Origin of the sequence: Bacillus cereus group sp. BfR-BA-01523, from assembly GCF_022662615.1 — a bacterium.
Taxonomy (GTDB): domain Bacteria; phylum Bacillota; class Bacilli; order Bacillales; family Bacillaceae_G; genus Bacillus_A; species Bacillus_A mycoides.
Genome location: NZ_JAKUDX010000003.1, coordinates 463,019 through 484,790, shown reverse-complemented (window position 1 = coordinate 484,790; position 21,772 = coordinate 463,019). Strand labels below are relative to the sequence as shown.

The following is a 21,772-nucleotide window of genomic DNA, read 5'->3' as shown; positions in this document are numbered from 1 at the left end:
AGTGGGGAGAAGCTTATGAAAGAAGTATTAGAAGTTTTACCGAAAGCGATGAGACAGTTAGTTGAAGGCTGTAAACAATACGATACTCTAGAGGAAATTCGCGTTCGAATTGGAAGGCCACTAGAGTGTATTGCACATGGAGAAGTGTTTTTCTATGACTATATCGCTACAGCGGAAGATGCAATCCATTTATTGAATAAATTAAGTCAATTCTCAATTTATACGATGGAAGAGGAATTGAAACGTGGATATGTGACACTACGAGGAGGACATAGAATTGGCCTAGCTGGAAAAGTCATTACAGAAAAAAGCGCAGTGAAAATGATTCGAGATGTCTCTTCTTTTAATATTCGTATTGCCCGTCAAAAAATAGGGATTGCTGAGCCGCTTCTGCCATATCTTTATGAATCGCGATGGTTAAACACGATGGTAATTGGCCCACCGCAAACGGGGAAAACAACACTTTTAAGAGATGTAGCACGCTGTATGAGTCAAGGTGTAAGTGCTTCGAAAATTCCTTCATGTAAAGTGGGGATTGTTGATGAACGATCAGAAATTGCGGGCTGTGTGAAAGGAATCCCGCAATATGACTTTGGCGTGCGAGTAGATGTATTAGACGCTTGTCCAAAAGCTGAAGGAATGATGATGATGATTCGTTCTATGAGCCCAGACATATTAATCGTAGATGAAATTGGACGTAAAGAAGATAGTGAAGCGATTATGGAGGCGGTACATGCAGGTGTTCAGCTTTTTATAAGTGCACATGGATTTTCTTATGATGATGTTGTGAAACGTCCATCGTTACAGGCGGTGCTGGAACTTGGTGTATTTGATAGGTTTGTGGAATTATCAAAAGCGAGAGGGCCAGGAACAGTTATGCAAGTGAAAGATAGAGATGGAAAACCAGTATTATCCCATAGAAAGGTTCAAGGCGTATGGTGAAAATATTTGGTGCGGTATTAATAGTTGCTGTTAGCACCTTTTTCGGATTTTCATACGCTAAAAGGTACAGTGAGAGACCGCGGCAACTTAGGTTATTGAAGGCAGCATTGCAATCATTAGAAGCTGAAATTATGTATGGACACACGCCGTTATCTGAGGCTGCAGAGCGTTTAGTCAAACAAATGCCGAAGCCGTTAAATTGGATATTTCAAAGCTTTTCGAAACGGCTAGAGGACGGGGAGCAAACAGTTAGAGAAGCTTGGATTGATAGTTTGAAGGAGAACTGGACGTTAACGGCGTTTAAACAAACCGAGTATGAAATCTTACAACAATTTGGTGAAACACTTGGACAACATGATCGTGAATCACAGCAAAAACATATTCGCTTATGTATTACACATTTGGAGAGAGAAGAAGGAGAAGCGAAAGCATTACAACTACAATATGAAAAAATGATAAAGAGTTTAGGGGTACTAGCAGGGCTACTTATCGTAATTTTACTGCTATAGGGGGGAGAAAGGCGATGTCCATTGATGTTGGATTAATATTTCAAATCGCCGGAATCGGCATTGTTTTAGCTTTCATTCATACTGTACTAAAAGAATTAAAGCGAGAGGATATTGCAAATTGGGTTATCCTTGTCGGTTTTGTCGTTATTTTGTTTCATGTTGCATTTTTAATTAATACTCTATTCGACAAGATTAAAAGTGTCTTTCTCTTCCAGTAAAGGAGGCGGTTCGAATCGAAATTATACAAATTGTCGGATTAGGCCTCGTTGCTACATTTTTAGCTGCTGTTTTAAATCAGCATAAGTCTAGTATTACATCGTTATTTATTGTGTTCATTGGTAGCATGATGTTTCTTCTCTTAATCGATCAAATTCATTCTATTTTACAAATGATTGAGAGAGTGGCGAGTGAAGCGAAGGTTAGCAACGTATATGTAGAAACGTTATTGAAAATTATAGGGATTGCTTATATCGCTGAGTTTGGTGCGCAAATTACAAAGGATGCTGGTCAAGGTGCAATCGCTTCGAAAATTGAATTAGCTGGGAAAATCTTAATTCTCGTCATGGCAATTCCTATTTTGACGGTTGTAATTGAAACAATTCTCGGTTTTTTACCTACGGGATAAGGGGGAGTGAATGTTGAGGAAGTTTGGAGCTAAGCTATTATTTGCTTGCTTCCTTTTCTTTTCTTTACCGATTGTTGTACAAGCTTCTCCTATAGAAACAAACGTCGTTGATCAACAATTGGATAAGCTCGGAATTGAAGATGTGAAGCAATTTTGGGACGGGCTTGTTACAAAGTATGGAGGCTATTTACCAGAGAGTCAAAAAGGAAGCTTTATGGAGTTTGTAAAGGGAGAAAAAGAGTTCTCCATAAAAGAGTGGATGATAGGTCTACTAAAATATTTATTTCATGAGCTTGTTGCAAATGGAAAGTTACTCGGAACGCTCATTATGCTCACGATTTTCAGTGCATTGTTGCAATCGTTGCAATCTGCTTTTTCAAAGAGTAGCGTGAGTAAAATCGCTGATGCAGTCGTATACATGGTACTTATTATTTTCGCTTTAAATAGTTTTTATGTCGTTATGACATATGCAAGAGAGACGATACAAACAATGGTAGATTTTATACTAGCGTTATTACCAATTTTACTTGCACTCGTAGCAACAGGCGGCGGTGTTGTTTCTGTATCATTTTTTCATCCAATCATCATTTTCTTAATGAATACGAGTGGGCTTCTTATGAACTATATCGTTCTACCACTTTTATTACTTGCAACTATATTAAGTATTGTAAGCACGATGAGTGATCAATATAAAGTTACGAAATTGTCCAAGCTTTTGCAAAACGTTAGTGTTGGGATTATTGGTATCTTTTTGACGGTTTTTTTAGGCGTATTATCTGTACAGGGAACAGCGTCAGCCGTTGCTGATGGTATAGCTGTGAAAACGGCTAAATTTGTAACAGGAAATTTCATTCCTGTAGTAGGAAGGATGTTTACTGAGGCGGCGGATACTGTTATTAGTGCATCTGGATTATTAAAAAACACAGTCGGAATTATCGGGCTCGTTATTTTATGCTTAATTGTCGCTTTCCCAGCGATTCAAATTTTTTGTATCGCGTTTATTTATAAATTCGCAGCAGCAGTATTGCAACCAGTAGGCGGAGGAGCAATTATTCAATGTTTAGATATCATTGGACGAAGTATCATTTACGTATTTGCTTGCTTAGCTATCGTATCATTTATGTTCTTTTTAAGTATCACAATTATTATTGCTGCCGGGAACATTACTCTCATGATGCGGTAGGAGGTGAAGAGTATGCAATTTGTTACAGAGTGGATTAGAAATATTATCGTTTTTTTACTCTTAGCGACAATGCTTCATCTTATTCTTCCAAATTCAAATTTGCAAAAGTACGTTAAATTCGTTGTAAGTCTATTGTTAGTCGTATTAATTTTAACGCCTCTATTTAAGTTGTTACAAACAGATGTAAATGAAGTTATCGCAAATTTCAATGAGGAAAAGTACGTAGCAGATGGATCTGTAAAAAATTCGATAGATTCGAAGAAAAAAGAAATACAAGCTCTAACACGTGCATATAGTTTAGAAGAGATGGCTACCAAAATGAAAAAAGACGTAGGAAAAGAGTTTGAGAAAAAGTATGGTATGACAGTCTCTGAAATACAAATAGTCGCAGTGGAACATGCAGAAGAAGTAAAGTCAGCGAAAGATATTCAATCTGTTGTTGTGACGTTGAAAGAAAAAGAACGTAGTAAAAATGATGCAATCGAAACAGTAAAGCCAATTGAAATTAATATGAAAGAACCTCCAAAAAAAATAGAAGAAACGAATGTAGAAATGAAAGATTTCTTTTCAAGCAGGTGGCAACTAGAGGATAAACAAATCCAAGTTCAGATGGAAGGGAGGACAGGTAGCGTAAATGGACAATAAAGATAAAAATTCGAGGTTCTCATTTTTTCGAAACCTATTAAATGGGGATGGAAAAGAAAGTAATGAGAAGGGGAAAAAGGTAACACCTAAGTTTTTGCTTGTCCTACTCATACTTGGGATTGCGCTTATGTTTTCTAGTAATTTCTTATCACCTAAAAAAGAAGAAGTGCCTGTGTTTAAAGAAAAGACAAGTCAAAGCCAAGATAAAGATGTACCAACTTTCGGTCAAAAAAACAATGATAATATGTCAAATGTAGAAAAATACGAAAAAGCGTATGAACAAGAATTGAAAGCTTCTTTAGAAGAGATAGCCGGAGTAAAAGATGTAACTATTAAAGTGAACTTAGATTCATCTGAAGAAAAAATACTCGAGAAAAATACAGTAAAACGTTCACAAACGACAGGTGAAACTGATAAAGCAGGCGGGAAAAGGGAAGTAGAAGACGAGTCTCTTGATGAAAAGACAGTCATTATACGTGAAGGTGATAAAGAAACTCCAATTGTTTTGCGAACAGAGAAACCGAAAGTACGAGGTGTTCTTGTCGTAGCAAAGGGAGTGGATAATATACAAATAAAAGCAATGGTAAAAGAAGCTGTGACGCGATTATTAGATGTACCAGCTCATCGCGTTTCAGTATCACCGAAAAATTGATAGGGAGGAAATAAAGTGTTAAAAAAACAAACGGTTTGGCTATTAACGATGTTAAGTTTAGTGGTTGTACTATCTGTTTATTACGTAACAACTCCTGATAAAATGAATACAGCAGCACCGGCAACGGGTGAAAAGATGGGACAAGAAAAGCAAGGTGTTGATAAAGCAGTTACAAAAGAAACAACGAAAGAAACTACAAATAAAGAGACAACAAAAGAAAATACAAGCAAGGAAACTACAAATAAAGAAACAGACAAGAAAGAGAATGACAAAAAAGAAACAAGTAAAAAAGAGGCTAGCGTAACAGTTCAATCAAGCGATGAGAATTTTACAGCGCTACGTATGCAAATGGAAGATCAGCGTAGTGTAGAGAAAGAAAAGTTACAAAATGTAATGAAGTCATCAAAATCTTCAGCAGAAGAAAAGAGTAAAGCGAAAGATAATCTTGATGCAATCACTACGATGGAAACGAAGCAACAATTACTTGAGACAGTGATTAAATCTCAAGGCGGATATAAGGATGCTCTTGTAAGAGCTGATGGAACAGACATTAAAGTAACAGTTAAATCGGCAAAGCATTCACAAAAAGAAGCGAATAAAATTATTCAGCTCGTAAGAAGTGAAGGTGGTTCAAAAGATGTAGGTGTGAAATTTGATCCATCAGTAAAATAAATTGAAATTATAATAGGTGTTGCTGCTTCAAATTAGATAAAAGAATAATAGAAAAAAGCTATCGTTTTCGATAGCTTTTTTCTATTTCATCTTTGCAGTTGTATTTAGTATTTTCAATTGGAAACGGGGAAATACGCTGTGAGTAAAAGATTAATGGTTCGTGATGATGGTGATTAGTTTTTCCAGATTTGACGTGAATGAAGAGGACCAATGTCCAAATCACTACGGCAGGCAAGAACAGGATGAGCCATATCATATGTCCGCACCTCACTACAATAAATTTGCTACACTTTGAACATACTATTCTTTTATGAAGGAAGAATGAACGGCGCGTAAACAAAAAAATAATATTTGGTAAAAATATGTTTTTTTACCGTGGATAAAATGAAGAATGCTGAGGGAATTACGTTTTTACACTTTGCAGTTTTGAAAAAGTAAAGAATGTTTTTTAGGAAGTGGTCTTGCCAATTTTGTGTGAAACTTGGTATTATTACTAGGTAATAATTTTTTGGTGGAATAATATTTTTACAGGAGTTTCGATTTATAATAAAGAAATATAAATTGGAATGTTTAAAAAATTTAGCGTAAGATGGGAATAGTAAATATTTCTATTAGTAAATGTCATAGGAATAAATTTTCTAATAGAATACATCGTATTTTTACAGTAAATCAGTTTGATGCCAATCTGTAAAAACGGGACAAACAAGAGTATGGGAGTGGATTTTACATGTTTAAAATTCAAGAAGTTCGTGAATTAATTAAATTAATTGATAGCTCTAATATTGATGAATTTGAATACAAAAAAGACGGTACAACAATCAAAATGAAAAAACGTGGTAATGAAGTAGTTACTGTGCAAGCACCGGTAACGAAACAGGTAGTACAGCCAGCAGCATCTGTCGAAGTAGAAACAGCAGTAGCGGCAGCGCAAGTAGAAGCGCCAAAACAAGAAGAGAAGAAAGTTGTTCAAGATGAAAACCTACATAAAATCACATCACCGATGGTAGGGACATTTTATTCCTCTTCTTCGCCTGATACACCTCAATATGTAAGTGTTGGGGACAGAGTATCGAAAGATTCTATCGTATGTATTGTTGAAGCTATGAAATTATTTAACGAAATTGACGCAGATGTAGAGGGCGAAATTGTTGAGATTCTTGTTAATAACGGACAGCTTGTTGAGTATGGACAACCGCTATTTCTTGTAAAAGCGTAATAAGGGAGTCTTTGTGATGATAAAAAAAGTATTAATAGCCAATCGTGGGGAAATTGCTGTACGAATTATTCGTGCTTGTAAAGAAATGGATATTGAAACAGTTGCAATTTATTCAGAAGCAGACAAAGAGTCACTTCATGTGCAAATTGCAGATGAAGCGTATTGTGTTGGACCAACGATTTCAAAAGAAAGCTATTTAAATTTGACGAACATTATTAGTGTTGCGAAATTAACAGGTTGTGATGCAATTCATCCGGGATATGGATTTTTAGCAGAGAATGCAGATTTTGCAGAATTATGCCGTGAGTGTAACTTGATTTTTATCGGTCCAAGCCCAGAAGCCATTTCAAAGATGGGCACAAAAGACGTTGCACGTGATACAATGAAAGAAGCAGGGGTTCCGATTGTACCAGGTTCACAAGGGATTATTAAAAATAGCGAAGAAGCGATCGAGCTTGCTAATCAACTTGGATATCCAGTTATCATTAAAGCGACTGCAGGTGGCGGCGGAAAAGGTATTCGTGTTGCGCGCCATGAAGAAGAGCTTGTAAAAGGAATTCAAATTACACAGCAAGAAGCCAGTACCGCTTTTGGGAACCCTGGTGTATACTTGGAGAAGTACGTTGAAGATTTCCGCCATGTTGAGATTCAAATAATGGCAGATACACATGGAAATGCCATTCATTTAGGAGAGCGTGATTGTACAATTCAGCGCCGTCTGCAAAAACTATTAGAAGAAAGTCCATCACCTGCACTTGATGAGAATATTCGCAAGCAAATGGGTGAGGCGGCAGTTAAAGCGGCGGTAGCGGTTGATTATACAGGTGCTGGTACGGTTGAGTTTATTTATGAATATAAAACGAAAAGCTTTTATTTCATGGAGATGAATACGAGAATCCAAGTTGAACATCCAGTTACTGAAATGGTAACAGGGATGGATTTAATTAAAGAACAAATTCTTGTTGCTTCTGGAGAAAAGTTATCGTTACAGCAAGAAGAAGTACAATTTAATGGTTGGGCAATGGAATGTCGAATTAATGCGGAAAACCCTGCCAAAAAATTTATGCCATCTCCAGGTAAAGTAGAAATGTACTTACCACCAGGCGGATTTGGTATTCGCGTCGATTCAGCCGTATATCCGGGATATTCAATACCACCTTTCTATGATTCGATGGTTGCTAAATTAATTGTTCACGGAAAAACACGTGAAGAGGCAATTGCAAAAATGAAGCGAGCGCTCAGTGAGTTTGTCATTGAAGGCGTACATACAACAATCCCGTTCCATTTGCAATTGCTAGAGCATCCTGATTTTGTAAAAGGTGAGTTTAACACGAAATTTTTGGAAGAGCATGAACTTGTGACGCAGTGATACATTAAAGGAGGTTTTTTTCATGGCTGAACATATGTTAGATATGGGTCAAGATACAACTCTTGGAAAAGTAGAAATTGCACCAGAAGTAATCGAAGTAATTGCAGGTATTGCAGCTGCTGAAGTAGAAGGTGTAGCGGCAATGCGTGGTAATTTTGCTACAGATGTTGTTGAGAAGTTAGGTAAGAAAAATCATGGTAAAGGTGTAAAGGTTGAATTAGCAAACGAAGATATTATTGTTGACCTTTATGTTGTGATGTATTTTGGTGTAGCGATTCCGGTTGTTGCACAAAAAATTCAAGACAATATTCGCCAAGCACTCTTTACAATGACAGGACTTGAGCCAAAAGAAGTGAACGTTCACATCGTTGGCGTAACATTCGAAACACAAAAAACAGAAATCGAACCAGTGTAAGAGTGGAAAAAGGTGCCTAGTAAAATAGGCATCTTTTTTATCGTTTCATTTCTTCACAAATTAAAACCCTCTAATTATTATACTATTTCAAAAAAAAAGAAAAATAAAACGGTATGTTTCATTTTTCCAAAAAACGTACATTGTGATAAGATATGGAACTTGAAGTTAATCTTTTTATTATTTTTCAGCCTTGTACCCCGTGTGTGAAACGATAAATTGTGTTATTATCATTGTATTATAAGGTTGGAAAATCAATGAAAACTGCAAGAGTAAGTGAATTGACGGCTTATAAATTATAATAATATAACAAAACATAAGGAAAGACTTGAAGTATAAAGGAGAGTTACAATGAAACGTAGGACGGCTAGAGAAAGAGCAATGCAAGCATTATACCAAATGGATATTACAGGTGAATTAGAACCGAAAGTAGCGGTGGAAAATACGCTAGATGAAGGCGAAGAAACAAATGAGTTTCTAGAATCACTTGTTGTAGGATTTGTAGACAACAAAGAAGAGATTGACGCAGCAATTCGTCAAAATTTAAAAAAGTGGAAGCTTGAGCGTATTAGTATTGTTGATCGCAGTATTTTACGTGTAGCTGTGTGTGAGATGAAATACATGGAAGAAATTCCGCACAATGTAACAATTAACGAAGCAATTGAAATCGCAAAAACATTTGGGGATGAGGAATCTCGTCGTTTTATTAACGGCGTTTTATCTAATATAAAAGATACACTGTAATTTCTTTAAGGGGGAAACTTAAAATGGTAGCAGTAATCATCAAAGGAAATGAAGTTGCGGAGAAAAAACGAGCACAATTAAAAGAAAAAGTTGTGAAGTTAAAAGAGCAAGGGATTGTACCAGGATTAGCAGTTATTTTAGTTGGAGAAGATCCAGCATCTCGTTCTTATGTAAAAGGAAAAGAAAAAGGCTGTGAGCAAGTAGGAATCTATTCAGAGCTAATTGAACTTCCTGAAACGATTACTGAGGAGCGTTTGCTTGCTGAAATCGATCGCTTAAATGGAGACGACCGCATTAATGGCATATTGGTACAATTACCTTTACCAAAACATATTGAAGAAAAAGCTATCATTGAAAGAATTTCACCGGAAAAGGATGTAGATGGATTTCACCCAATCAGCGTAGGACGTATGATGACGGGACAAGACACATTCCTTCCATGTACACCGCATGGCATTTTAGAATTAGTAAAAGAAACGAATCTTGATATTTCTGGAAAGCATGTTGTTGTAATTGGAAGAAGTAATATTGTTGGTAAACCAGTGGGGCAACTGTTTTTAAATGAAAATGCAACTGTCACATATTGTCATTCTAAGACGCAAAATATAAAAGAATTATCGAAGTTAGCTGATATTTTAATCGTAGCCGTTGGACGACCGAAAATGGTAACAGCTGACTATATTAAAGAGGGTGCGGTTGTAATTGATGTTGGTGTTAACCGTTTAGAAACAGGCAAACTTTGTGGTGATGTTGATTTTGACAATGTATTAGACGTTGCAGGTTACATTACGCCTGTGCCAAAAGGAGTCGGCCCAATGACTATTACAATGCTTCTTCACAACACTGTGGAGTCTGCAAAGCGTGCAGGTGTTGTTTGTCAATAATTTGAATCGGCTATGAGGAGAGAGAAATGGAGAAACAATATTTAACCGTTACAGCATTAACACGCTATATTAAAACAAAAATAGAGTATGATCCGCATTTACAGTCTGTTTGGTTAAAAGGAGAAATTTCCAACTTTAAATATCATAGTCGTGGTCATATGTATTTTACATTGAAAGATGAAAATGCAAGAATTGCAGCGGTTATGTTTGCGGGTCATAATCGTAACATTAAATTCAGGCCGGAAAATGGAATGAAAGTACTTGTAAAAGGAAAGATTTCTGTTTACGAGGCGAGTGGTTCTTATCAAATTTATATTCAAGACATGCAGCCTGACGGAATTGGAAACTTGCATTTAGCTTATGAGCAATTAAAAGTTCGTTTAGAGGAAGAGGGCTTGTTTTCTCAAGTTTATAAAAAAATAATTCCTCCGTATGCTAAAACAATAGGTGTAATCACGTCGCCAACAGGAGCAGCAATTCGCGATATTATAACAACAATTAAACGTCGTTATCCAATTGGAAATGTTATTGTGTTTCCTGTACTTGTACAAGGGGAGTCAGCAGCTCCCTCGATTGTACAAGCAATTCGTACAGCGAATGAAATGGGAGATATTGATGTTTTAATTGTTGGACGTGGTGGAGGCTCTATTGAAGAATTATGGGCCTTTAATGAGGAAGTAGTTGCAAGAGAAATTTTCACAAGTGAGATTCCGATTATTTCGGCTGTAGGACATGAAACAGATTTTACAATCGCAGATTTTGTCGCGGATTTACGTGCACCAACACCGACTGCAGCAGCTGAGTTGGCGGTACCTAATACTATAGAGTTACAAGAAAAGGTATTACAAAGAACTCTGAGATTGCAAAGAGCAATGAGAGAGAGAGTACATAAAAAAGAAGAAAAACTGCAAGTGTTACAAAAATCTTATGCGTTCCGTTATCCAAGGCAAGTGTACGAGCAAAAAGAAGAGCAGTTAGACAGGGCTCTTGAACAACTTGTTTTAGCGAAAGAGCGTTATATAGATAAAAAAGTAAATCAATTAAAGCAACTTTCATTTTATTTAGAAAAGCACCACCCATCTCAAAAAATTATACAAACGAAAACGGCAATTGAAACGTTGCAAAAGCAGTTGCAACGTGAAATGCAAACATTACTTCAAACGAAGGAGTTCGTATTTGTGAGAGCGGCTCAAAAGCTTGAGGTATTAAGCCCGCTTAAAGTAATGATGAGAGGGTATGGGCTTGTATACGATGAAGAGAAACAAGTATTAAAAAGCGTGAAAGATGTTAGCCTTGGAGATGCTGTTTCGGTTCAATTACAAGATGGAATACTAGATTGTAGCGTATCAAGCATAGAGGAGCGTGAATTGAATAATGGAAAATAAGTTAAGCTTTGAAGAAGCAATTTCGCAGCTTGAGCATCTCGTTTCTAAGCTTGAACAAGGTGATGTACCTTTAGAGGAAGCAATTTCTTATTTTAAGGAAGGCATGGAATTATCTAAGCTTTGTGATGAGAAATTGAAAGATGTACAAGAACAAATGGCAGTTATCCTTGGGGAAGATGGAGAGCTTAAACCGTTTACTGCTTTAGGAGATGAAGCATAGTGACACATATAGCTTTTGATGCTTTTTTGAAAGAGAGTAAAACTTTCGTAGAAGAAAAGCTTGTAAGCTATGCAAATGAATTACAATGTCCAAATGTGCTTCGTGAAGCGATGGCATATTCTTTGGAAGCGGGTGGGAAACGTCTCCGCCCGTTACTTTTATTTGCAACGTTACAAGCGTTTGGGAAAGAAAGAAATCTTGGAGTGGGTGCAGCTTGTGCCCTTGAAATGATTCATACATATTCGTTAATTCATGATGATTTACCTTGTATGGATGATGATGATCTAAGACGAGGAAAGCCTACAAATCATAAAGTATTTGGTGAAGCAATGGCAGTTTTAGCGGGAGATGGTTTGTTGACATATGCTTTTCAAGTTATTATGGCATATGGGCAAAAAGAAATCTCTGCTGAAAAAAAAGTAAGACTTGTACTTGAGCTTGCGAAAGCAGCAGGACCTGAAGGAATGGTTGCTGGACAAGTGGCAGATATGGAAGCTGAAGGAAAACGACTTACAATTAATGAATTAGAGTACATTCATAATCATAAGACAGGTAAACTGCTTGAGTTTGCTGTACTTGCAGGCGCGATACTTTCTGATGCTACAGAAGAGCAAGAAGAGAAGTTACTTGCATTTGCGAAATATATCGGTCTAGCTTTCCAAATTAGAGATGATATTTTGGATGTAGAAGGAACAGAAGAAGAGATTGGAAAACCGATTGGTAGTGATGCTTCCAACGAGAAGAGCACATATACGACGTTATTTACTGTAGATAGAGCAAAATCTATTTTAGAGGAGAAAATTGCAAAAGCAAAAGATTCTATTAGCTCCTTACAATTACAAGATGAATATTTACTATCTATTTGTGATTTAATCGCAAAACGTAATAACTAATATAACAGCGTTTCCATTTGTTGAGTCATTCATCATTTTATGATATAAATGTAGGAAAGGTTTTTCTTTTCTTGTTATTGGCAAAAATATATGTAGATTACATTGCCGTTATCACTTCGTGTTAGCGGCTATTTTTTTCATCACGTAAAGAAATATGATGTATAATATGATAAGTGAAAAAATGGAAGTGTTTTCTGAAAGCAGGACAAGATAAAAAGAATAGAAAAGATAATTTCTTGTGTTGTGTAAATGTTTCTTATAATATTTGACATGTTGACAGATTATGAAATGAAAGTGAGTGATCCATGTGGATCTAACGCAAATTCAAAACCCTAGTTTTTTGAAAGATATGTCTATCAGTGAACTAGAGGGGTTGAGTGAGGATATTCGTAAGTTTTTAATTGAAGAGCTCTCTCAAACAGGTGGACATATTGCACCTAATTTAGGTGTAGTAGAACTCACAATTGCTCTGCATAAATTATTTGATAGTCCGAAAGATAAGTTTTTATGGGACGTAGGACATCAATCCTATGTACATAAAATTTTAACAGGGCGTGCGAAAGAATTCGGCACATTAAGGCAATACCAAGGTCTATGTGGTTTTCCAAAACGCTGCGAGAGTGAGCATGATGTTTGGGAAACTGGTCATAGTTCAACGTCGTTATCTGCTGCAATGGGAATGGCTCTAGCACGTGATTTAAAGAAAACGGAAGAATACGTTATACCAATCATTGGCGATGGTGCATTAACAGGCGGAATGGCTTTAGAGGCATTGAACCACATTGGGCATGAAAAAACGGACATGATTGTTATTTTGAATGACAATGAAATGTCAATTGCACCAAACGTCGGTGCACTTCATAATGTACTTGGTCGTTTACGTACCGCAGGGAAGTACCATTGGGTAAAAGATGAACTAGAGTATATATTGAAGAAAATCCCAGCAGTCGGCGGGAAAGTTGCTGCGACAGCAGAGAAAATAAAAGATAGTCTAAAATATTTACTAGTATCAGGCGTCTTTTTTGAAGAATTAGGCTTTACATATTTAGGTCCGGTCGATGGGCATGATTATGAAAAGTTATTCGAAACGTTGCAATATGCAAAGAAAACAAAAGGCCCAGTACTTGTTCATGTTATTACGAAAAAAGGAAAAGGTTATAAACCAGCTGAAAGTGACGTTATTGGAACTTGGCATGGAACAGGATCGTATAAAATTGAGTCAGGTGACTTCGTTAAACCGAAAGAAGTTGCACCAGCATGGAGTGCTGTTGTTAGTGAAACAGTGCTTAAGCTAGCGAGAACGGATGAACGTATCGTTGCAATTACGCCTGCAATGCCTGTTGGATCGAAACTTGAGAAATTCCAAAAAGAATTTCCGGATCGCATGATTGATGTAGGTATTGCAGAGCAGCATGCTACAACAATGGCAGCTGGTATGGCAACACAAGGGATGAAGCCGTTCTTAGCAATTTATTCAACATTTTTACAAAGAGCATACGACCAAGTTGTTCATGATATTTGTCGCCAAAATTTAAATGTTTTCATTGGAATAGATCGCTCTGGATTAGTAGGAGCAGACGGTGAAACGCATCAAGGTGTATTTGACATCGCGTTTTTACGTCACTTGCCGAATATGGTGCTTATGATGCCGAAAGATGAAAATGAAGGTCAACATTTAGTATATACAGCGATGCAATACGAAGATGGACCGATTGCTTTACGTTATGCACGCGGAAATGGACTTGGCGTTCAAATGGATGAAGAATTAAAGGCAATTCCAATCGGTACATGGGAAACGTTAAAAGAAGGCACACAAGCAGCAATTTTAACGTTTGGTACGACAATCCCGATGGCAATGGAAGCAGCTGAGCGTCTTGAACAAGCTGGAGTATCAGTGAAAGTAGTGAATGCTCGCTTTATTAAGCCGATGGACGAAGCATATTTACATGAGCTTTTAGGGAAAAATATACCGATTTTAACGATTGAAGAGGCTTGTTTAATCGGTGGCTTTGGAACGGGAGTAGTTGAATTTGCTTCTGAGAACGGATACCATAGTGCTTTAATTGAACGAATGGGTATTCCTGATCGCTTCATAGAGCATGGTAGTGTAACAAAACTGTTAGAAGAAATTGGTTTAACAACAGATGCTGTTGTAGACCGTATTCATACAATGATTCCATCAAAACAAAAAAGGGCGTAACAAATGAGCGTAAAAAAAGAAAGAGTAGATGTACTATTAGTAGAGCGAGGACTTATAGAAACGCGTGAGAAGGCTAAACGTGCTGTTATGGCAGGTCTTGTATATGCGAATGAAATGAGACTCGATAAGCCAGGGGAAAAAATCTCACAAGATACGGAGATTACGGTGAAAGGGCAAGTCATGCCGTATGTAAGCCGTGGTGGTTATAAGCTTGAAAAGGCATTAGAAACATTTCAACTTGATTTACAAGATAAGGTTATGATAGATATTGGTTCATCAACTGGTGGTTTTACAGACTGTGCGCTTCAAAATGGGGCGAAGTTATCCTACGCATTAGATGTAGGATATAATCAACTTGCGTGGAAATTGCGTCAAGATGAGCGTGTTGTTGTGATGGAACGAACGAACTTCCGTTACGTGACACCGGCAGATTTAGAGCGTGGTTTACCGCAGTTTGCAAGTATTGATGTTTCATTTATATCATTAAGGCTTATATTGCCGGTTTTAAAAACAATGCTTATGCCAAATGGTGATGTAGCTGCATTGATTAAACCTCAGTTTGAAGCTGGACGAGAACAAGTCGGGAAAAAAGGCATTGTTCGTGATAGAAAAGTACATGAAGCTGTCGTGGAAATGATTGTCGATTTTGCTCTTAAGGAAGGCTATAATATCGAAGGTTTAACATTCTCACCAATTACAGGCGGGGATGGAAATATTGAATTTTTAATTCATCTAAAGTGGCACGGTGAGCGTGAGAATGGCGAAAATCATTCTCCGGTTTCTATTGAGCAAGTTGTTACAGAAGCACATGATGTTCTAAAACAAAAAGGGAAAGGGGAATAACATATGTTGTTCCTCTTTTTGTTGTAATCGTATAATGATTGTAAAAACAATTGTGTACAAGTAATGGATTATACGGTAACATAAATAAATGAAGTATACCAATGTTTAAACTATGGTAAGAGATAGTGTGAGGTGCAAATGTATGAATAAAGGTCAGCGCCATATTAAAATCAGGGAAATTATTGCTAACAAAGAAATTGAAACACAAGATGAACTAGTTGATATTTTACGTAATGTGGGGTTTAATGTAACGCAAGCAACAGTATCGCGCGATATTAAAGAACTGCACTTAGTGAAGGTGCCATTACATGATGGCCGCTATAAATATAGCTTGCCAGCAGATCAACGATTTAATCCGTTGCAAAAATTAAAACGAAATCTAGTGGATTCATTTGTAAAATTAGACACGGCAGGACATATGCTTGTGCTAAAAACATTGCCTGGTAACGCTCATTCACTTGGGGCACTCATTGATCATTTAGAATGGGATGAGATCGTCGGAACCATTTGTGGTGATGATACTTGCTTAATTATTTGCCGTACACCTGAAGATACAGGTGTTGTCTCTGATCGTTTCTTAAATATGCTTTAACAGAAAAATCTTGTTTACTTTCCTCTGTAAAGTGGAAAGTAAACAAGATATTTTTATTGGCGAAAAATACGGATTTTCAAATACAATACATTATTTTTTTTGAATGAAGTTAGAAAATAGGTGGATTGACCCGTAAAACGAATGTTTGGTACAATGGAGCGGGTTAGAAGAGTAATTTATACATACAAACATATAGTATAACTATTTGAATGAAGAATACTGAGAAAAGCCCTTAATAGGGGATTAGTTTATAACGAGGTGAATGGGGCATTGTTATCGGAATTATCAATCAGAAACTTTGCTATTATTGAGGCATTAAATATTTCTTTTCAAAAAGGTTTAACCGTTTTAAGTGGTGAAACAGGAGCTGGAAAATCCATTATTATTGATGCAATTAGTTTGCTTGTTGGTGGCCGTGGTTCAGCAGAATTTGTTCGATATGGAACAGAAAAGGCTGAGATAGAAGGCTTATTCTATGTAGAAGATGACAAACATCCATGTATCGCAAAGGCAGAAGAGTTAGATATAGAAATAGAAGATGGCATGATTATTTTGAAGCGTGACATCGCTGCGAACGGAAAAAGTGTCTGTCGTGTAAATGGGAAACTTGTTACACTCAGCATATTAAAAGAGATTGGAAAAACGCTAGTTGATATTCATGGGCAGCATGAAACACAAGATTTAATGAATGAAGAGCGTCATATGTTTATGCTTGATCATTTTGATGGAAATCGCATTGTTAAACAATTGGGCATATATCAAAATGTATATACAGACTATGAGAAGTTAAAAAAACAGCTGAAATCTTTAAGTGAAAATGAACAACAAATGGCCCATCGTCTAGATTTAATTCAATTCCAACATGAAGAAATTCGTAAGGCGGATTTAAAAATGGATGAAGAATATGAATTGACTGAGGAACGATTAAAAATCTCCAATTTTGAAAAGATTTATAAAGCATTAGGAGATGCGTATCGTTCGTTAAGTGGAGACGGACAGGGATTGGATCACGTAAGAAATGCAATGGGACAAATGGAGAGTATTACGCACTTAGATGAAGCGTATCAAGAAAATCATGATTCTATTGCGAATAGTTATTACTTATTAGAAGAAGTTGCATACCAGCTTAGAGAAAAATTAGATATGATGGAATATGATCCGAAACGTCTAGATGAAATTGAAACACGTTTGAATGAAATCCGTATGTTAAAGAGAAAGTATGGAAATACTGTAGAAGAGATTTTAGCGTATGCTGATAAAATTGAACAAGAAATTTTTACGATTGAAAATAAAGACGTACATATTGAAACGACGAGAAAGCAGTTAACGAAATTAGAAGGTGTTATTGTAAAAGAAGCAACGTTGTTAAGTACTATGCGTCATGAGCTTGCAGATCATCTTACAAGCGCTATTCATCAAGAATTAAAAGAACTATATATGGAAAAAACGAAATTTGAAGTGAGAATTATGAAGAGGGTAGGAAATGTAGAAGAACCTCTCGTGGAAGGAACACCGGTAAAACTTACGGCGGATGGCTACGATCATGTGGAATTTTATATTTCAACGAATCCGGGTGAACCGTTAAAGCCACTTTCAAAGGTCGCTTCTGGCGGAGAGTTATCTCGTATTATTTTAGCTTTAAAAAGCATTTTTTCTAAGCATCAAGGTGTTGCATCTGTTATTTTTGATGAAGTGGATACGGGTGTGAGTGGTCGGGTTGCACAGGCTATTGCGGAAAAAATTTATCGTGTATCAGTAAACTCGCAAGTACTTTGTATTACGCACTTACCTCAAGTAGCTTCAATGGCGGACTCTCATTTATTTATTAGAAAACAAGTGGCGAATGATCGTACGATCACATCGGTTACTGTGTTAAGTACGGATGAAAAAGTAACAGAAATTGCTCGAATGATTTCTGGTGTTGAAATTACAGATTTAACGACAGAGCATGCGAAAGAGTTACTTACGCAAGCGCATCATTTCAAACAGACAGCAGAGGCTATCCAGTAATGGATAGCTTTTTTTTCTCAAATGACGATTTCTTAATTCTTCCGGTTATAAATAAAGCGCTGCAAGGAGAGATTAAAAAGTGAAGCCAAGAGGCTGAATGTGGGGTAGGAGCGAGGAGAGTGAACAAATTGAAATTAGAAAGATTTCGAAAAATAATAGGTCTTTGTCTCCTTGTTTCTCTAGTTTTTATTGGATGTTTTAAACCGCTTCGAACGTTTATTTCATCTCCGAAGCAACTTGTTGTTTTTGAAGGACAACAATCAGAAATAGCATCATTACCAGTTTTTAAGGCTGCATCTACAAATCGTAATGTGTTTACTGTAAGTTCAAATGAACAAGAACTTATGGTAAATTCTCACCAAAATGGTGAAGCTGATATGGTGTTTCAACTTGCTGGATTTCCAGTGAAAAAAGTAAATGTGAAAGTATTAAAAGATTTTAAAGTTATTCCAGGTGGACAATCGATTGGTGTAAAATTGAACACAAAAGGTGTACTTGTTGTAGGCCATCATTTAATTCAAACTGAAAAGGGTAAAGTATCTCCTGGTGAAACAGCTGGTGTACAGATTGGAGATATGATTACTGAAATCAATGGTAAAACAATTGAAAGAATGAGTGATGTAGCACCATTTATTCATAATAGTGGAGAAACAGGTGAACCGCTTAATCTTGTTTTATTAAGAGATGGAAAATATATTCGTGCTAAGCTAACACCACAAAAAGACAATGGTGAATCCTCTTACCGAATTGGACTGTATATTCGTGATTCAGCAGCTGGTATCGGAACGATGACATTTGTACATCCAGATTCCATGAAATATGGAGCGCTTGGTCATGTAATTTCCGATAATGATACAAAAAAGCCAATTCAAGTAGAAGATGGACAAATTATGCGTTCGACAGTAACGTCTATTGAAAGAGGAAGTCACGGGAACCCGGGAGAAAAATTAGCAAGATTTTCACCGGATCGTGAAGTGATTGGTAATATTACAATAAATAGCCCGTATGGTATTTTTGGGAAATTAAACACAGATATGACAAACGGCATAATGGATAAAGCAATGCCTATCGCATTATCCCATCAAGTAAAAGAAGGGCCAGCGAAAATATTAACAGTTATTGATCAAGATAAGGTGGAAGCGTTTGATATTGAAGTTGTTAGTACGGTACCACAAAAGTTCCCGGCTACAAAAGGTATGGTTATAAAAGTGACAGATAAACGTTTACTAGCAAAAACGGGTGGTATTGTACAAGGAATGAGTGGAAGTCCGATTGTACAAAATGGGAAAGTAATTGGTGCGGTTACACATGTATTTGTAAATGATCCAACGTCAGGATACGGTGTTCATATTGAATGGATGTTACATGAGGCTGGAATTAATATTTATGATCAAGAGAAAAAAGCGAGCTAATACATATTAGCTCGCTTTTCTTTTGAAAAATTCGTTGAAATTTTGTAAAAGCTCCGCAAGAGCTGTTTTTTGTTGTAAGATATAAGCAAAGGGTTGAACGTTTCGCTGTAATTCTATGATGGAATGTGTTGCGAAAGTAAAAAAATGAACGATAAACATATTTTTTTGTGATTTTATCGGAAAGTAAGAAACTTTAAAGGGAATTTTCACACAATTGTCGAACAATTCATGTAGCCTAGAAGCTTACACATGTCGGAAGAATCGATTCGGTAAGGGAGGAAAAACTGTGGAGAAAATTAAAGTATGTCTTGTGGATGATAATAAAGAATTGGTATCGATGCTAGAGAGTTATGTTGCTGCCCAAGATGATATGGAAGTTATCGGAATTGCTTACAATGGTCAAGAATGTTTAAACTTATTGAAAGAAAAGCAGCCTGATATACTCGTTTTAGACATTATTATGCCACATTTAGATGGTCTAGCTGTGCTAGAGAAAATGCGACATATTGAAAGATTAAGACAACCTAGCGTTATTATGTTGACAGCATTCGGACAAGAAGATGTGACGAAAAAAGCGGTTGATTTAGGAGCATCATATTTCATATTAAAACCATTTGATATGGAGAATTTAACAAGTCATATTCGTCAAGTTAGTGGTAAGGAAAGTGCTACTATTAAACGTCCATTACCATCTTTCCGATCAGCAACAACGATCGATGGAAAACCGAAAAACTTAGATGCGAGTATTACAAGTATCATTCATGAAATTGGTGTACCCGCTCATATTAAAGGATACATGTACTTACGAGAAGCAATCTCTATGGTGTACAATGATATCGAATTACTAGGATCTATTACGAAAGTATTATATCCAGATATTGCAAAGAAATATAATACAACAGCAAGCCGTGTCGAGCGCGCAATCCGTCACGCAATTGAAGTAGCTTGGAGCCGTGGGAATATTGATTCTATTTCGTCCTTATTTGGTTATACTGTATCCATGTCAAAAGCAAAACCTACGAATTCCGAGTTCATCGCAATGGTTGCGGATAAGCTAAGACTTGAACATAAGGCTAGCTGAGAGGAAGAGTAGTAAGGGATTTAAGTTTTAGTAGAGCTTAATAATTCTTGAAATTTATACTCGATATCAATTTTAAAACCAATAAACTTTTATTTAATGACCAATGAATTTTAGAATTCGTTGGTCTTTTTATTTTGTTGAGAAAAAGAGGGAGAAGTGATATCGATTTTATCAAAATTATTTGGGTAGATAAAAAGGGTTGTTTGATATTATGGAAAATAAAACCTGTTTTTAGTAATATTACATATAAGTGAGTTTTTTAAGGTAATTAAATAGGTATACAGAGGGAGAAGGGAAATGAAAAACAAAATATTAACTTGGCTAGGAATAGTAGCAGCTATGGGAGTTCTTGCTGTTGCAGTTACATTTGGAATGTTAGAGCTTGCCGATAATCCAGTAGATAAAGAAGTGAGTGCTCAAATAGATAAAAAAGAAGACCCAACGATAGTAGGTAGAGAGGTAGATGGAGTATTTGTTGATGTGTATGTTACTGAAAATTCTACTGAAAGCGAAGTCATTACAGCGATGTATCACATGACTCATCAAAAAGTAGTGGCAGAACGAAAATCGGGATCCATCCCAATGATTCAAAATAACGCTGAAAAATTAAAAAAAATCATAAATAAGAGTAGTTTTGCGAAGAAAAATGAGCTTGTAGCAATTGCTGATAGATGGGCGAAAAAAGATTTTAGTAAAATTGTAGAAGATCACAATTTTTTCTCGGATGCTCAAGAGGGTAATGTTTGTAAAGCCACTAGAGCGATGGATGCGGTAGAAGAGCAACATTATATTTTAACTACATTCGGGGAGGAAAAAGCGAAAGAACTATACGAATCAGGGGATACTCCGCACGTTCAATAAAAAATAATATGAAGGGCTTCTAGTTTTTTTATTACCTTGCTTTAAGGGGGCAATGGTGACTTGTGAATAAATATTCTGCTTTCTGTATGACTTGTAACAAAAAAGAAGATATATAATTCATTATTAAATGATGAAGTGAAGGCTAAATCGCATCGTAGTACATCTGTTAAAGGATTTTAGTGGGGAAGTCATCCATGATATAATAGATGATAATAAAAAGCCCTGCAAAACAGGACTATATTATTCTTCGTCTTTATTTTGTTTTTCTAATTCAACTAACTTTTGGATTAAAATATGCTGTGGCATATGCATAAGTTGTTCAAGTGGAACACCTAACGCTTTTGATAGGCGGACTGCAGTGTCTGGAGAAATTTGTAATGGTCTCATAGAAGTACCTCCTTTTTCGTATAGTATAGCATAAG

Annotated in this window: 25 protein-coding genes; 23 read left to right on the top strand and 2 right to left on the bottom strand. The window is 36.4% G+C overall.

All coding sequences use genetic code 11. The features are described from left to right. Positions 1 to 15 precede the first annotated feature (15 nt). The 8 genes from spoIIIAA to MR066_RS10810 are packed head-to-tail and all read left to right on the top strand — an operon-like array spanning position 16 to position 5,228. Complete coding sequence (gene spoIIIAA, locus MR066_RS10845) at positions 16 to 942, top strand: stage III sporulation protein AA (RefSeq protein ID WP_002143102.1); 927 nt, start codon at positions 16 to 18, stop codon at positions 940 to 942. Then, positions 936 to 1,451 carry a stage III sporulation protein SpoIIIAB gene (gene spoIIIAB / locus MR066_RS10840; RefSeq protein ID WP_002088574.1) on the top strand — a complete coding sequence of 172 codons (516 nt, stop codon included), beginning with the start codon at positions 936 to 938 and terminating at the stop codon, positions 1,449 to 1,451. Before spoIIIAA ends, spoIIIAB begins: the two co-directional genes overlap by 7 nt. A gap of 14 nt (positions 1,452 to 1,465) precedes the next feature. Continuing rightward, entirely contained in the window at positions 1,466 to 1,669 is a 204-nt protein-coding gene (gene spoIIIAC, locus MR066_RS10835) for a stage III sporulation protein AC (RefSeq protein ID WP_000020914.1), read from the top strand. 23 nt (positions 1,670 to 1,692) lie between these two features. Beyond that, positions 1,693 to 2,076, top strand: a complete 384-nt coding sequence (gene spoIIIAD, locus MR066_RS10830) for a stage III sporulation protein AD (RefSeq protein WP_078172833.1) — start codon at positions 1,693 to 1,695, stop codon at positions 2,074 to 2,076. A gap of 10 nt (positions 2,077 to 2,086) precedes the next feature. Next, entirely contained in the window at positions 2,087 to 3,259 is a 1,173-nt protein-coding gene (gene spoIIIAE, locus MR066_RS10825; RefSeq protein WP_002067101.1) for a stage III sporulation protein AE, read from the top strand. Positions 3,260 to 3,271: 12 nt separating this feature from the next. Next, positions 3,272 to 3,904 (top strand): stage III sporulation protein AF, encoded by a 633-nt coding sequence (gene spoIIIAF, locus MR066_RS10820; RefSeq protein WP_002015059.1) that lies wholly within the window; start codon positions 3,272 to 3,274, stop codon positions 3,902 to 3,904. After that, positions 3,894 to 4,556, top strand: coding sequence for a stage III sporulation protein AG (gene spoIIIAG / locus MR066_RS10815; RefSeq protein WP_002088572.1), 663 nt, complete (start codon positions 3,894 to 3,896; stop codon positions 4,554 to 4,556). The genes spoIIIAF and spoIIIAG overlap by 11 nt, the downstream gene beginning before the upstream one ends. Positions 4,557 to 4,571: 15 nt before the next feature. Beyond that, positions 4,572 to 5,228, top strand: a complete 657-nt coding sequence (locus tag MR066_RS10810) for a SpoIIIAH-like family protein (protein WP_002015062.1) — start codon at positions 4,572 to 4,574, stop codon at positions 5,226 to 5,228. Positions 5,229 to 5,286: 58 nt separating this feature from the next. Here the strand turns inward: MR066_RS10810 and MR066_RS10805 are convergent, their stop codons facing one another. Then, positions 5,287 to 5,484, bottom strand: a complete 198-nt coding sequence (locus MR066_RS10805; RefSeq protein WP_012261697.1) for a hypothetical protein — start codon at positions 5,482 to 5,484, stop codon at positions 5,287 to 5,289. Between the two features lie 471 nt (positions 5,485 to 5,955). On the opposite strand from MR066_RS10805, the gene accB reads away from it, so the two are divergent. The 15 genes from accB (at position 5,956) to MR066_RS10730 (ending at position 21,350) form a co-directional block, all read left to right on the top strand. Further along, positions 5,956 to 6,444, top strand: coding sequence for an acetyl-CoA carboxylase biotin carboxyl carrier protein (gene accB / locus MR066_RS10800; RefSeq protein ID WP_002033941.1), 489 nt, complete (start codon positions 5,956 to 5,958; stop codon positions 6,442 to 6,444). 16 nt (positions 6,445 to 6,460) lie between these two features. Next, complete coding sequence (gene accC / locus MR066_RS10795) at positions 6,461 to 7,813, top strand: acetyl-CoA carboxylase biotin carboxylase subunit (protein WP_242247126.1); 1,353 nt, start codon at positions 6,461 to 6,463, stop codon at positions 7,811 to 7,813. A 22-nt stretch (positions 7,814 to 7,835) separates the two neighbouring features. Next, positions 7,836 to 8,228, top strand: a complete 393-nt coding sequence (locus tag MR066_RS10790) for an Asp23/Gls24 family envelope stress response protein (RefSeq protein WP_000807630.1) — start codon at positions 7,836 to 7,838, stop codon at positions 8,226 to 8,228. Positions 8,229 to 8,576: 348 nt separating this feature from the next. Further along, positions 8,577 to 8,969, top strand: a complete 393-nt coding sequence (nusB, locus tag MR066_RS10785; RefSeq protein WP_002067080.1) for a N utilization substance protein NusB — start codon at positions 8,577 to 8,579, stop codon at positions 8,967 to 8,969. Between the two features lie 23 nt (positions 8,970 to 8,992). Beyond that, entirely contained in the window at positions 8,993 to 9,853 is an 861-nt protein-coding gene (folD, locus tag MR066_RS10780; RefSeq protein WP_002067081.1) for a bifunctional methylenetetrahydrofolate dehydrogenase/methenyltetrahydrofolate cyclohydrolase FolD, read from the top strand. A 26-nt stretch (positions 9,854 to 9,879) separates the two neighbouring features. Next, positions 9,880 to 11,238, top strand: a complete 1,359-nt coding sequence (gene xseA, locus MR066_RS10775) for an exodeoxyribonuclease VII large subunit (RefSeq protein WP_002015068.1) — start codon at positions 9,880 to 9,882, stop codon at positions 11,236 to 11,238. Beyond that, positions 11,228 to 11,458: an exodeoxyribonuclease VII small subunit gene (xseB, locus tag MR066_RS10770; protein WP_000428422.1), complete on the top strand. Its 231-nt coding sequence runs from the start codon at positions 11,228 to 11,230 to the stop codon at positions 11,456 to 11,458. The genes xseA and xseB overlap by 11 nt, the downstream gene beginning before the upstream one ends. Then, positions 11,458 to 12,351, top strand: a complete 894-nt coding sequence (gene ispA, locus MR066_RS10765; RefSeq protein ID WP_061674771.1) for a (2E,6E)-farnesyl diphosphate synthase — start codon at positions 11,458 to 11,460, stop codon at positions 12,349 to 12,351. Before xseB ends, ispA begins: the two co-directional genes overlap by 1 nt. Before the next feature lie 307 nt (positions 12,352 to 12,658). Further along, positions 12,659 to 14,551 (top strand): 1-deoxy-D-xylulose-5-phosphate synthase, encoded by a 1,893-nt coding sequence (gene dxs / locus MR066_RS10760; RefSeq protein WP_002088566.1) that lies wholly within the window; start codon positions 12,659 to 12,661, stop codon positions 14,549 to 14,551. A 3-nt stretch (positions 14,552 to 14,554) separates the two neighbouring features. Continuing rightward, on the top strand, positions 14,555 to 15,394 hold the full coding sequence (locus MR066_RS10755; protein ID WP_002015074.1) for a TlyA family RNA methyltransferase: 840 nt from the start codon (positions 14,555 to 14,557) through the stop codon (positions 15,392 to 15,394). 142 nt (positions 15,395 to 15,536) lie between these two features. Continuing rightward, on the top strand, positions 15,537 to 15,986 hold the full coding sequence (argR, locus tag MR066_RS10750; protein ID WP_002015076.1) for an arginine repressor ArgR: 450 nt from the start codon (positions 15,537 to 15,539) through the stop codon (positions 15,984 to 15,986). A 270-nt stretch (positions 15,987 to 16,256) separates the two neighbouring features. Next, entirely contained in the window at positions 16,257 to 17,996 is a 1,740-nt protein-coding gene (recN, locus tag MR066_RS10745; protein ID WP_002088564.1) for a DNA repair protein RecN, read from the top strand. Positions 17,997 to 18,115: 119 nt separating this feature from the next. Beyond that, a complete protein-coding gene (gene spoIVB / locus MR066_RS10740) occupies positions 18,116 to 19,408 on the top strand; it encodes a SpoIVB peptidase (protein WP_002015079.1) in 1,293 nt (430 codons plus the stop codon). 286 nt (positions 19,409 to 19,694) lie between these two features. Further along, positions 19,695 to 20,489 (top strand): sporulation transcription factor Spo0A, encoded by a 795-nt coding sequence (gene spo0A / locus MR066_RS10735; protein ID WP_002015081.1) that lies wholly within the window; start codon positions 19,695 to 19,697, stop codon positions 20,487 to 20,489. A gap of 297 nt (positions 20,490 to 20,786) precedes the next feature. After that, the gene (locus MR066_RS10730; RefSeq protein ID WP_002033955.1) at positions 20,787 to 21,350 is read left to right on the top strand and encodes a PRK06770 family protein; all 564 of its coding nucleotides are present in this window, start codon (positions 20,787 to 20,789) and stop codon (positions 21,348 to 21,350) included. A gap of 240 nt (positions 21,351 to 21,590) precedes the next feature. On the opposite strand, the gene MR066_RS10725 is transcribed toward MR066_RS10730, so the two are convergent. Further along, the gene (locus MR066_RS10725; protein ID WP_001247671.1) at positions 21,591 to 21,737 is read right to left on the bottom strand and encodes a YycC family protein; all 147 of its coding nucleotides are present in this window, start codon (positions 21,735 to 21,737) and stop codon (positions 21,591 to 21,593) included. Positions 21,738 to 21,772 lie beyond the last annotated feature (35 nt).